The 11,901-nt window shown below is 53.8% G+C and carries 13 protein-coding genes; 12 read left to right on the top strand and 1 reads right to left on the bottom strand.

What is annotated here, in order from left to right:
• Positions 1 to 56 precede the first annotated feature (56 nt).
• The 12 genes from AUK29_04210 (at position 57) to AUK29_04155 (ending at position 10,797) form a co-directional block, all read left to right on the top strand.
• A complete protein-coding gene (locus AUK29_04210; GenBank protein OIP64545.1) occupies positions 57 to 644 on the top strand; it encodes a hypothetical protein in 588 nt (195 codons plus the stop codon).
• Between the two features lie 277 nt (positions 645 to 921).
• Positions 922 to 1,671 (top strand): transcriptional regulator, encoded by a 750-nt coding sequence (locus tag AUK29_04205; protein OIP64544.1) that lies wholly within the window; start codon positions 922 to 924, stop codon positions 1,669 to 1,671.
• Complete coding sequence (locus AUK29_04200; protein OIP64543.1) at positions 1,672 to 2,220, top strand: crossover junction endodeoxyribonuclease RuvC; 549 nt, start codon at positions 1,672 to 1,674, stop codon at positions 2,218 to 2,220.
• A gap of 252 nt (positions 2,221 to 2,472) precedes the next feature.
• On the top strand, positions 2,473 to 3,081 hold the full coding sequence (locus AUK29_04195; GenBank protein ID OIP64564.1) for a Holliday junction DNA helicase RuvA: 609 nt from the start codon (positions 2,473 to 2,475) through the stop codon (positions 3,079 to 3,081).
• Positions 3,082 to 3,179: 98 nt separating this feature from the next.
• The gene (locus AUK29_04190) at positions 3,180 to 4,202 is read left to right on the top strand and encodes a Holliday junction DNA helicase RuvB (protein OIP64542.1); all 1,023 of its coding nucleotides are present in this window, start codon (positions 3,180 to 3,182) and stop codon (positions 4,200 to 4,202) included.
• Positions 4,199 to 4,828, top strand: a complete 630-nt coding sequence (locus tag AUK29_04185) for a hypothetical protein (GenBank protein ID OIP64541.1) — start codon at positions 4,199 to 4,201, stop codon at positions 4,826 to 4,828. The genes AUK29_04190 and AUK29_04185 overlap by 4 nt, the downstream gene beginning before the upstream one ends.
• A 185-nt stretch (positions 4,829 to 5,013) precedes the next feature.
• Positions 5,014 to 5,238, top strand: a complete 225-nt coding sequence (locus AUK29_04180) for a hypothetical protein (protein OIP64540.1) — start codon at positions 5,014 to 5,016, stop codon at positions 5,236 to 5,238.
• Positions 5,239 to 5,302: 64 nt separating this feature from the next.
• A complete protein-coding gene (locus tag AUK29_04175) occupies positions 5,303 to 6,343 on the top strand; it encodes a tRNA preQ1(34) S-adenosylmethionine ribosyltransferase-isomerase QueA (GenBank protein OIP64539.1) in 1,041 nt (346 codons plus the stop codon).
• Complete coding sequence (locus tag AUK29_04170; GenBank protein ID OIP64563.1) at positions 6,324 to 7,475, top strand: tRNA guanosine(34) transglycosylase Tgt; 1,152 nt, start codon at positions 6,324 to 6,326, stop codon at positions 7,473 to 7,475. The genes AUK29_04175 and AUK29_04170 overlap by 20 nt, the downstream gene beginning before the upstream one ends.
• Before the next feature lie 186 nt (positions 7,476 to 7,661).
• On the top strand, positions 7,662 to 7,985 hold the full coding sequence (locus tag AUK29_04165) for a preprotein translocase subunit YajC (protein OIP64562.1): 324 nt from the start codon (positions 7,662 to 7,664) through the stop codon (positions 7,983 to 7,985).
• A gap of 337 nt (positions 7,986 to 8,322) precedes the next feature.
• A complete protein-coding gene (locus AUK29_04160; GenBank protein ID OIP64538.1) occupies positions 8,323 to 9,855 on the top strand; it encodes a protein-export membrane protein SecD in 1,533 nt (510 codons plus the stop codon).
• 30 nt (positions 9,856 to 9,885) lie between these two features.
• Positions 9,886 to 10,797: a protein-export membrane protein SecF gene (locus AUK29_04155; protein ID OIP64537.1), complete on the top strand. Its 912-nt coding sequence runs from the start codon at positions 9,886 to 9,888 to the stop codon at positions 10,795 to 10,797.
• Positions 10,798 to 11,000: 203 nt separating this feature from the next.
• Here AUK29_04155 and AUK29_04150 read toward each other — a convergent pair whose 3' ends face one another.
• Complete coding sequence (locus AUK29_04150) at positions 11,001 to 11,891, bottom strand: hypothetical protein (GenBank protein ID OIP64561.1); 891 nt, start codon at positions 11,889 to 11,891, stop codon at positions 11,001 to 11,003.
• Between the last annotated feature and the right edge of the window lie 10 nt (positions 11,892 to 11,901).

Genomic DNA, 11,901 nt, shown 5'->3' with positions numbered 1-11,901 from the left:
CGGATGCTGTTTACGTGGAAGACGGAATCCATTGACTTGATGAGATGTTTTATGGTATGGATTGGATGGTATCCTGCCATTCGGTCCTGAATGGGACGGACGACATGGAAGAGAAAAAATCTAATGAAAATGGATCCGTAAATGCGCATTCACGGGGGCAGGCGCCGGGAAAACAGATGGACCAGGGGTTCAAGGCGTTTGAGGACTTGATCTCCGAGGAAGAGAATGTGGAGTATGAGGAGGATATTTCTCTTCAGCCTTTTAAAAGAGAAAACCGCCTCTTCGAGCGCCGGCCTGTTGTTTCCAAAAGGCTCGATATCAGGCCTTCCGGCAGAAATGAAGGGAGAGGGATTCTGATCCCCCTTCAGATTAAGCTTCCGAACGGCGTTTCTGAGGAATATCTCCTCAGTGTTTCAATCTCTCTCAAAAAGGCGTCTCAGTCAGAGGTTTCCTTCAGCGGAGAGGGCGCATACGATCTTGGTCCGGATAGCGAGGATCATCCGGAGATCGACATCTTGGATGGAAGAACCACGCTCATCTACGGTGAGGAAGAAGAGGATGAAGAGACGCCGCAGGACCCAGGGGAGATCCAGGCTGCAAGCTGGTGGGATCGGCTGCTATCCCTCTGGAGAAGGAAGTCATAAAAAAAGGATCATCTCCAAAAGAGTGGGTGAAAACATCAGGGGTCAAGGGGTCAAGGATTCCAGGGGTCAAGTGAAGTGCTTTTCAAGAACTTGAGGGTCTGAGGGGTCAAGTGTTCAAGTGTTTTTCTCTGGAGATTTTGCTTGCGTTTCAGTATTTCACTTGAATCCTTGAACCCTGAACCCCTTGAACCCTTATTTTACCCACTAAATGGGAGAAAAACCTAAAACAATAAACATAGCGTTCTTCATGGGCTGAAAGAGTTAAAGGAGTCCGGTTATGTCAGGTCATTCAAAATGGTCCACCATCAAGTATAAGAAAGGGGCGGCGGATGCCAAGCGTGGGAAGATCTTCTCGAAGATCATCAAGGAGGTTACCGTGGCCGCCCGTATAGGGGGAGGCGACCCCGCATCGAATGCGAGGCTTCGGGCGGTTATTCTGAAGGCCAAAGAGGCCAACATGCCGGCAGACAATATCAAACGCGCCATCCAGAAAGGGACAGGGGAACTGCCCGGCGTCAACTATGAAGAGATCGTCTATGAGGGCTACGGTCCTGGAGGCGTCGCCGTTCTGGTCGAGACCCTGACCGACAACAAGAACCGTACCGTTTCCGAAATCCGTTATATCTTCTCAAAAAATCACGGCAACCTCGGAGAAACCGGCTGCGTTTCCTGGATGTTTCAAACCCGGTGTCTGATCGTGGTCGAAAAAGAGGGCGCCGATGAAGATCGGCTGTTGGAAACGGCTCTCGATGCCGGGGCTGAGGACGTCAAGGATGAAGGTAAGACCTTCGAAATCATTATGGAGCCTCCTCATTTCGAAAACGTGAAACAGGCCCTGGATACCGCCGGAATCCGGTACACGCTTGCTGAGCTGACCAAGATACCCCAGACTTCGGTCCGACTGGAGGGTAAGGAGGCGGAGCAGATGCTGAAACTTGTTTCGGCGCTGGAAGATAATGACGACGTGAACGCCGTCCATGCAAACTATGAAATTGATGATGAGATCATGGAAAGGATGAGTATCTGAGTGCGCATACTCGGCATTGATCCCGGTTCGGTTCAGACCGGGTTCGGGATCATCGAAGAGAAAGACGGCGCTCTGGTATTTTTGGATTGCGGAGTGATCCGCACCTCGGGAACACTGCCGATATCCTACCGCCTGAAAAGGCTGTATCATGGACTCAACCGCATCATCGAATCGAAGCGCCCCGATGTGGTTTCCCTGGAGAACATTTTCATTGCGAGGAACGTCAGCTCCGCATTTAAACTGGGGCATGCTCGGGGAGCGGCTATTCTGGCGGCCGTAAATTACGGCCTTGAGGTCTTTGATTACACCCCTGCGGAAGTCAAGAAGGCGGTCGCCGGTTTTGGAAGAGCCGACAAGGAACAAGTCCAAAAAATGGTGAAGAGCCTCCTTGCTCTTCCTTACCTGCCCGATCCTTACGATGCCTCGGACGCCCTGGCCATAGCCATCTGCCACAGCCAGAGCAGGATGATGCGCCGGAACTTGAAGGCCGTCACCTTAAAGAATCAGAATGAAAGATGCAGGCATGGCCGGGATCTTCCGAAGGAATAGAGCAGGGAGATCCGCCCGGGGGATCGGCCGGGCGCCGGGGGAAAGGGTGTGCGACAAATTTATGGGTACACATCAGGATTACATATGTTTGTCATTGTCCGGTCCCCCGATCGAGTCGGGGAATGACGCTCTTAGAGAAATATTTACCTGTAAATTTGTCGCAGACCCCGGGGGAAAGATCTACGCCCGTAGAGGGGCGCCCTGTCTGCCGTAGCACAGGCAGGGATGAAGGCGCCGCAGAGGAAACCAGAGATGATTGCCCAGATCAAAGGTGTCTTGGAAGAGAAGGATCCATCAGAGATTATCGTGGATGTGAACGGCGTCGGGTATCTCTTGGAAATTCCACTCTCAACATTTTATCAGTTGCCGGAGGCGGGCGCCCAGGTCTGTCTTAAGGCCTATACCCATGTCCGTGATAATGCCATGCAGATCTTCGGGTTCTTGACCTCCTCGGAGAAGGATCTCTTTGAACAGCTCATTTCCGTGTCCAAGGTCGGGCCCAGAATCGCCCTGACACTCCTCTCCGGTTTGGATACGGGAAGCCTCCGGACGGCCATCCGCCACGGAGATGTCGAAAGGCTCCGCGGCATTCCCGGTGTCGGGAGAAAGACCTCGGAGAGGATCTGCATGGAACTCAAGGATAAGATCCCGGATGAGCCCATCAACCCGGAAGGCGTTTCCAGCGCCGCGCTCTCCCTGCTGGACCAGTGTCCATACAAGGATGCCATGGCCGCCCTGGTCCATCTTGGGTACAAGAGGGGTGAAGTCAGGGAGGTCATTCAGGGGCTGGCTGATGAAAAAGAAGATCGCTCTGTGGAGGACCTGATCCGGGAGTCTCTCAGGCTGCTTTCAAAGGCATAAAAAGAATGGTTCAAACGGTAAAAGCAGTTCAAACCGTTCAAAAGATTCAAACGGTTCAAACAGTTTAAACGGCTTGAACGGTTCAAATGGTTATGGTTATGGAAGAAGACCGCATCATCAGTCCAAAAGAAGGCATAGACGAGGTTGTCTTGGATTCGAGCCTCCGTCCGAGATGTCTGAATGACTTTGTCGGACAGGAGAAGATCAAGCATAACCTCCGTATCTTTATTGAAGCGGCCAAGGCCAGGAAGGAGGCCCTGGACCATATCCTTCTTTACGGCCCCCCAGGCCTGGGGAAGACCACGCTGGCTCATATCCTTGCAGATGAAATGGGGGTCCATATCAAGGCGACATCGGGGCCCGTGCTGGAGCGGCCGGGCGACCTTGCTGCGATCCTCACCAACCTCAAGGACGGGGACGTCCTGTTTGTGGATGAAATCCACAGGATGAACCGAGTGGTGGAGGAGCTTCTCTACCCGTCAATGGAGGACTTCCAGATTGATATTCTTCTGGGGGAGGGGCCTTCTGCGCGTGTGATCAAGCTGGACCTTCCCCGGTTTACCCTGGTGGGCGCCACCACCCGGGCCGGGCTTCTCACCTCGCCGTTAAGGGACCGATTCGGCGTGGTCGAGCGCCTGAATTTTTACAGCATCGAGGATCTCACACAGATCATCATCCGTTCCGCACGGATCATTTCCGTTTCCATTGATTCGGAGGGGGCTCATGAGATTGCGAGACGGTCCCGCGGAACGCCGAGAATATGCAACCGGCTTCTCCGCCGTGTGCGGGATTTTTCAGAAGTGCAGGGGGATCCCGTGATCACCCGAGAAGTGGCGGATCAGGCCCTGCTCCATCTGGACGTGGATTCCATGGGGCTGGATCATATGGACCAGAAACTGATCCGGACCCTGATTGAGAAATTCAGCGGGGGGCCGGTGGGGATTTCAACCCTGGCCGCGGCCATCAGCGAAGAAAAGGATACCATTGAGGATCTCTACGAGCCTTATCTGATCCAGAACGGATACCTGGCGAGAACACCAAGAGGCCGGGTGGCCACAAAAAATGCCTATGAGCATTTCGGGATACCCTACAGGAAGAGCCCTCAGGAGGAGATGTTTTGAAGCTGTTGCTCCATATCTGCTGTGCGCCCTGCTCCATATATCCCTTGACGGTTCTGAGAGACCGGAAGGTCGAAACCACGGGGTTCTTTTTCAACCCGAACATCCATCCCTTGACAGAATACAGAAAGCGTCTTTCGGCCCTGACGGGTTATGCCTCGTCCATGGATCTCCCTTTGATCGTCAGGGACCAATACCTGTTGAAGGAGTTTCTTCGAGAGGTGGTGTTCCATGAAGAGAATCGCTGCTTTCACTGTTACCGTATGCGTTTGACCGCCGCCGCCCAAGAGGCGGTGGAGCAGGGGGCCGGCGCTTTTTCCACAACCCTCCTTTACAGTATTTATCAGAAGCATGATCTGGTGAAACGTGTCGGCGAGGACGTGGCCAAGGAGAGGGGCATTCCCTTTTACTATGAGGATTTCCGCACAGGATGGAAGGCCGGGGCGGACCGGTCCAGGGAACTTGGGATCTACCGCCAGGCCTATTGCGGGTGTATCTACAGCGAGATGGAACGCTACATGAAAAAGAAGCCGGAGGCAAAAAAAGGTTCATCTCCAAAAGAGCGGGTGAAACATAAGGGTCCAAGGGGTCAAGGATTCCAGGGGTCAAGTGAAGTGCTGAAAACATAAGGGACCGAGGGGTCAAGGGGTCCAGGATTCCAGGGGTCAAGTGAAGTGCCAAAAACATCAGGGGTCCAGGGTTCCAGTGCTTTTCTCTGAAGATTTTTCTTGCGTTTCGGTATTTCACTTGAACCCTTGAACCCTGAAACCCTTGAATCCTTTTTACCCTGAAAAGGCCTTTGAAAGAAGAGATGATGAGTCCCTGGACAACCATTGGTAAATTCCTGATTTTTACGGGTTTTCTCCTGGTCCTGATCGGCGGGATGCTCCTCCTTGCCGGGAAGATCCCGTGGCTGGGCAGGCTTCCCGGAGACATCTTTATCCGGAAAAAGAATTTTACCTTTTATTTTCCTTTGACGACCAGCATCATTCTAAGTATTATCTTATTTTTGTTATTCTATTTTTTCTTTCGAAAATAAGGAAAACCCTGTTTGGTTCTGTTCGGTTGTTTTACTCTGATCGGACATTGAAGAGGGGAGGCCTGTGTCAGGTAAGCATCTTTCAGATTATGACTACCCCCTTGAGGCCGAGCGTATCGCCCAGGAGCCCGCGTTAGAGCGTGATCATGCACGGCTGATGGTTGTGAACCGCCGGACCGGAGAACTCCTGCACCGGCGTTTCTTCGAGATCACCGAGTTTTTGCGTCCGGGCGATCTTCTGGCGCTGAACGACACTCGAGTGATTCCGGCCCGGCTGCATGCGGTCAAGGAGAAAGGCTCTGAAATCGAAATTCTTCTCCTGGCCGGCCTCGGGGACAACCGGTGGGAGGCCCTGATCCGGGGCAAGGTTGCACGGGGGACCAGGGTCATTCTGAGGACCGGTGAACAGGGCGTGGTTGAATCCTTGAACCCGGATGGGAAACGGGTGATCCGTTTTTTCATGGAACAGGATTTTATGACCTATCTTCAGCATCACGGGGGCGTTCCGCTCCCCCCCTATATCAACAGGAACGGGGATAACCGGTATTCCGTCCTGGACAGGGAACGGTATCAAACCATATACGCAAAAACCCCCGGGGCCGTTGCCGCACCCACGGCCGGGCTGCATTTTACAGAAGGCCTGCTGGAGAAAATACGCGGGATGGGCGTGCAGATCGTCTTCGTGACCCTTCATGTCGGGTACGGAACCTTCAAGCCCGTGACGGTCGAGGATATCTCGGCGCACAGGATGGACGAGGAATCCTATGCCATAGGCGGGGAGGCGGTCGAGGCCGTGCACGATGCCGTGCGTGAGGGAAGACGGGTGATTGCCGTAGGGAGCACCAGCGCACGGACCCTGGAGTCGGCCGTTGATCAAGGGGGAAGGATCGTCCGTGCTTCCGGCCGGACCGGTCTTTTCATCTATCCCGGCTACCGGTTCCGTGTGGTCAAAGGACTGGTCACCAATTTTCACCTCCCCCGGTCCACGCTCCTCATGCTGACGGCGGCCTTTGCCGGCAAGGATCTGCTGGACCGGTCCTATCAGGAGGCGAGAGGGATGGACTACCGTTTCTACTCCTATGGGGATGCCATGCTCATTCTCTGAAAGGGATGGAGTGGAATTTCGCTTTGATCTGATCAGCAGGGATACTGCGACCAGGGCCCGTCTCGGCAGGATCACCACACCTCACGGGGATATCCAAACCCCTGCCTTTATGGCGGTGGGGACACAGGCCGCGGTCAAGACCCTGACCCCTGAAGAGGTCAAGGAGTCCGGGGCGGAGATCATCCTGGCTAATACGTACCACCTCTATCTGCGTCCCGGTCATGAACTGATCCGTGACATGGGTGGGCTGCACGGCTTCATGAACTGGGACGGTCCCATCTTAACGGACAGCGGCGGGTTCCAGGTTTTCAGCCACAGCGCCCTGAGGAAGATCCGGGATGACGGCGTGACCTTCCAGTCCCATATTGACGGTTCCAGCCGCCACATCACCCCGGAGCTTGCCGTCGAGATCCAGGAGGCCTTGGGCGCCGACATCATCATGGCCTTCGACGAGTGCACCCCGTATCCGGTAACACGGGAGTATGCCCGTGAATCCATGGAGCTCACATTAAGGTGGGCAAAGCGATGCAAGATCAGGAAGACGCGGCCTGACCAGGCCCTATTCGGGATCATTCAGGGGGGGATGTTCCCTGACTTAAGAAAAGAGTGCGCCGAGAGGCTTGTGGAGATCGGGTTTGACGGGTATGCCATGGGGGGGCTCAGCGTGGGTGAGACCAAGCCCATGATGTATGAGATGGTTGAGGCCGCGGAGCCTTTCATGCCCGAAGATCAGCCGAGATATCTGATGGGGGTCGGAAAACCCGAGGACTTGATCGAGGGGGTGATCCGGGGGATCGATCTTTTTGACTGTGTGATGCCCACAAGGAATGCCCGAAACGGTTTTCTGTTCACGCGCCATGGAAGACTGGTGATCAAGAATTCAGTCCACCATAACGAAGGCGGTCCCGTGGATCCGGAATGCGGGTGTTATACCTGCCGGCATTATTCACGGGCCTATCTCAGGCATCTTTTCATGGCCGGTGAGATCCTCGCCCTGCGGCTGAACACGATCCACAATCTCTATTTTTATCTGAGCCTGATGGAACGGATCCGAGAATCCATACGGGAAAAAAGGCTTGAAGCATTCCGGCATGAGTTTTATGATGCAGATCATCTCCAAAAGAGCGGGTGAAAACATCAGGGGCCGAGGGTCCCAGGGTTCAAGGGGTCAAGGGTTTTTCTCTGGAGATTTTGCTGGCCTTTCAGTATTTCACTTGAATCCTTGACCCCTTGAACCCTCGACCCCTTTTTACTCATTAGATGGGAGAAGGACCTTATTTTTTAACTTTACAAAAAGGAGAAAAAGATGTTTGAAATGCTGGCCTATGCGCAAGACGCGACTTCAACACCGGCGGCTCCCGGAGGGGCATTAGGTTCGATAGCCCCCCTGCTCCTGATGGTCCTGATTTTTTATTTTCTTCTGATCCGGCCGCAGATGAAAAAGACCAAGGAACTCAAGACCATGCTCTCCGCTCTCAGAGCAGGGGACCGCGTGGTCACATCCGGCGGAGTCCATGGGGAGATCAAGGCCATCACGTCCGATACCGTGACCCTGCAGGTGGACGACAAGGTCAAGATCAGGGTGGACAGGAGCGCCATCGTGAGGAAAATCGTAACGGATCAGGCCGTATCCAAAGGATGAAATGGCTGTCCCCGGTCTGACCGTTTTCATGAAATATTCAGCAGGTTACATTTTTTTCTTTAGTTTATTTTTTTTATATGATAAATTCTTCATTTGAAATTTATTTGTAATTTATTTTGATTCTTCCGTGTATACAGTGGGAAGATCGACTTTGTGTCGGCAATGCATGATGGAAAATCCCCCTTTCTCCCCCTCTTATTTAAGAGGGGGCCGGGGGGAGTTATCCCTCTGATGGGTGAGGGAAGATTTTATTTGTTTTATATGCGAACGATGACGACGCGATAAGGGCGTGCCTGCCGTCAGGGTTTTTGGCTGAGTCTTGTGAAAGGAGTCGGGGATGGATAAGAGTTTGCAGTGGCGGATCGGGGTGATAGCGCTGTCCATCGTGGCATCGGCCTACTTTCTCTATCCGGTGCAGGGGCACAAGATCAATCTGGGGCTCGATCTTCAGGGAGGAATGCACCTGATTTTAGGAGTCGAGACGGAAAAGGCCATAGACTCGACCCTGGACCGGATGGTGGATGAACTGCAGACACTCATGGACGATAAAGGGATCGAATATGTCTCCGTTGATAAAGCGGACGGCGCCCTGGACGTTTCGACCCTCGACCGGAAGGGACTGGAGGATGTCAAGAAGTTCATCCAGGATGAATACAACATATTAAACGTTGAGGAGCTTGGAGAGAACAAGGTCTCTTTGACCATCAAGGATCAGGAGATCCAGAGGATCAAGAACGCGACCATTGATCAGAGTCTGGAGACCATCCGGAACCGGGTGGATGAATTCGGGGTTGCCGAGCCCACCATCCAGCGGGAAGGCAAGGACCGGATCCTGATCCAGCTCCCGGGACTCAAGGATACCAAACGGGCCATCGAACTGATCGGAAAGACGGCGCGGCTCGAATTCAAACTGGTGGACGATGAGAACGACCTGGACAAGGCCCTCTCCGGAGATATCCCTCCGGACGACGAGATTCTTTATGAGAAGACCGCAACCCCCGGGAAAAAATCCCCCCTGCTGTTGAAAAAAAGGGTCCTGATGACCGGGGACACCATCACCGATGCCCGCGTCGGCTATGACCAGTTCAACAATCCTTACGTGCACATGACGTTTGACAGCCGAGGGGCCAAGCTCTTTGATCAGATCACCGGGAAATATGTGAAAAAGCGGATGGCCATCATCCTGGATAATGCCGTCTATTCCGCTCCGGTGATCAATGAGAGGATTTCCGGAGGCCGTGCCCAGATCTCGGGCCGTTTCAGCCTGGATGAGGCCAAGGACCTCTCCATCGTGCTTAGGGCCGGCGCTCTTCCCGCTCCGGTGAGCATCCTGGAGAACCGGACCGTGGGCCCGTCACTGGGACGGGATTCCATCGCGAAGGGGATCAAATCATGCTTGATCGGCGGGATCCTGGTGGTCCTGTTCATGGTGATCTACTATAAACTCTCCGGTCTGGTGGCCAATGTCGCCTTGATCCTGAACATTCTTCTGATCCTGGGGGTCATGGCCGCCGTCAATGCGACCTTGTCTCTTCCCGGTATCGCCGGGATCATCCTGACCATCGGTATGGCCGTGGATGCGAACGTCCTTATTTTCGAGCGGATCAGGGAGGAACTCCGGCTGGGAAAAACCATGCGCGCCGCCCTGGATGCAGGATACACCAAGGCCTTCATCACCATCTTTGATGCCAACCTGACGACGCTGATCACGGCCTTTTTCCTTTTCCAGTTCGGAACCGGCCCGATCAAGGGATTTGCCGTCACCCTTTCCCTGGGCCTTATTGCCAGTATGTTTACGGCCATCTTTGTCACCCGTGTGATCTTTGATTTTGTTTTGCAGAAATGGGAAGTCAACCGGATCAGTATTTGAGGTTCATTTTTATCAAACGGAGACAGGCGCATGGAGATCATCAAACCGGATATCAATATCAACTTTGTAAAAAAGATGTGGATCGGAGTTGTCGCCTCATGGACGATGATCCTGATCGGCATCGGATCCATCATGTGGCACGGCGGGTTGAACTATGGGATTGATTTCAAAGGCGGGACTCTCGTTGAGCTCAAATTCAATGCGCCTGCGGACATCAGCAAAATCCGGCAGAGTCTCAAAGAGATCAATCTGGGCGACAGCGTCATCCAGGAATACGGAAGCCCCGATGAGATCATGATCCGGCTTGAGAAGTCCAGCGAAGGCAAGGGGAGTGTTGCGGATCTCGTTACCGAGTCTCTGCAGAAATCCTATGGCAAGGATGCCTTCGCCGTACAAAGGGTGGAAGAGGTGGGGCCCCAAGTCGGCCGTGATCTGCAGCTCAAGGCCCTCAAGGCCCTGGCGTTTTCCCTGGTCGCTCTGCTGATTTATATCACCTTCCGTTTCGAGTTCCGTTTTGCCCTGGGCGCGACCCTGGCCACGATCCATGACGTGCTCATTACCATCGGGGTCTTTTCGCTTTTGAACAAGGAGTTCAACCTCCCGATCATTGCCGCGCTCCTCACCATCGTGGGGTATTCCCTGAACGACACCATCGTGGTCTGCGACCGGATCCGGGAAAGGATGAAGCTTAAGAAGAAGGAGACCTTTGATGAGACCATCAACCAGAGCATCAACCAGACCCTGAGCCGGACCATCCTGACCTCCTTGACCGTCTTTATCGTGGTGGTGATCCTATTCTTTTTGGGCGGTGAGGTCATTCACGACTTCGCCTTTGCCATGATCGTGGGGGTCGTGGTGGGAACCTATTCCTCGATCTTTGTAGCCACCCCGGTTGTTGTGTTTCTTGATAGGTTTGTAAAGCCGGCCAAGGCAAAAGCCTGATCCGTCAGGCATTCAGGAAGTTTTGCCGAAATGTTCCGGTCGGCCTCAACGATCGCCTGGCGCGGCACAAGAATCTCGATGAGCCCTATCTCCGCGAGGCGCAAGAGCTCGCGTGCAGCGCCTCTTGAGGAAGCAATCCCTGCGATTTGAAGGACACACAAAGCGCCTGTCCCAGGCCCGCTCGGGGCGCAAGTTGATGACGATTAGGAGAGTGTCATGAGAAATTCCGTGCAGGGCACGATGAGAATCCCTTCTCGTTTGAGCCGCTCCTTGCCGCGATAGACGAGAATTCGTTTCGCCTCGGGATAATCCTCTCCGAAGGTTTTGAGCGCCCTGATATCTTCGGGACGCACATCGGCCGCATTCTTAACCTCCACGGCCCAGAAAATATCCGGGCCATACACCACGAAATCAACCTCAGGGCCGGAACTGGTTCTCCAGAAGAAGAGCCGGCAATCGGGATGTTTGTAATCCATCCATGCCCTCAGGTGCTGGGCGATCAGTCCTTCCAACGCGGCTCCGGTCTTTTCTTCCGGCCGGTCAAGCGGGCCCGAAGGGCGCAGGCTGCTGTAGACGCCGGCATCGAAGAAATAGAACTTGGGATGCCGGCTTACGGCGCGCTTTGCCTTTCTTGTAAAAACCGGAACTCTGAACGCCAGCAGGAGATCCTCCAGAATATGAAGGTAGCCTTCCGCTAATTTTCTCTGCACCTGGCAGTCTCTTGAAATGTTGCTGATATTCAAGACGGAACCGTGAGAGAAACTTAAGGCTTCCAGGAACCTTGAGAAGTTGCCGATATTTCTGGTCAGGCCTTCCATTCGGACTTCTTCCCGGATATAGAGGTCAATGTATGCGTTCAGGGAAGCAGCCGGCTGAGCACTGTCCAGAACTACCGGGATCAATCCATGCTGCAACGCATGGTTCAAATCGAAGTTCTTTCCAAGTTCCGCGGCGACAAAGGGGTGCATGCGCTTCATCCGGACGCGCCCGGCCAGGAGGTTGACGCCCGTTCTTTTGAGCTTTCTCGCGCTGGAGCCGGTCAGAATGAATTGAATCCCTCTTTTTTCCTCGATCAGACTGTGCACGACTTCCAGTAATTCGGGC

This window comes from Nitrospirae bacterium CG2_30_53_67 (assembly GCA_001873285.1).
GTDB lineage: Bacteria > CG2-30-53-67 > CG2-30-53-67 > CG2-30-53-67 > CG2-30-53-67 > CG2-30-53-67.
Note: the sequence above shows the minus strand (reverse complement) of the source record. Positions and strands in the feature narration are given on the sequence as shown.

What these genes read in the sequence shown, in the direction of transcription:
- AUK29_04180 (OIP64540.1), top strand. Translation starts at nt 5,014, where the DNA reads ATGAGTCCCTGGACAACCATTGGTAAATTCCTGATTTTTACGGGTTTT.
- AUK29_04170 (OIP64563.1), top strand. Translation starts at nt 6,324, where the DNA reads ATGCCATGCTCATTCTCTGAAAGGGATGGAGTGGAATTTCGCTTTGAT.
- AUK29_04155 (OIP64537.1), top strand. Translation starts at nt 9,886, where the DNA reads ATGGAGATCATCAAACCGGATATCAATATCAACTTTGTAAAAAAGATG.
- AUK29_04210 (OIP64545.1), top strand. Translation starts at nt 57, where the DNA reads ATGGATTGGATGGTATCCTGCCATTCGGTCCTGAATGGGACGGACGAC.
- AUK29_04195 (OIP64564.1), top strand. Translation starts at nt 2,473, where the DNA reads ATGATTGCCCAGATCAAAGGTGTCTTGGAAGAGAAGGATCCATCAGAG.
- AUK29_04190 (OIP64542.1), top strand. Translation starts at nt 3,180, where the DNA reads ATGGAAGAAGACCGCATCATCAGTCCAAAAGAAGGCATAGACGAGGTT.
- AUK29_04205 (OIP64544.1), top strand. Translation starts at nt 922, where the DNA reads ATGTCAGGTCATTCAAAATGGTCCACCATCAAGTATAAGAAAGGGGCG.
- AUK29_04160 (OIP64538.1), top strand. Translation starts at nt 8,323, where the DNA reads ATGGATAAGAGTTTGCAGTGGCGGATCGGGGTGATAGCGCTGTCCATC.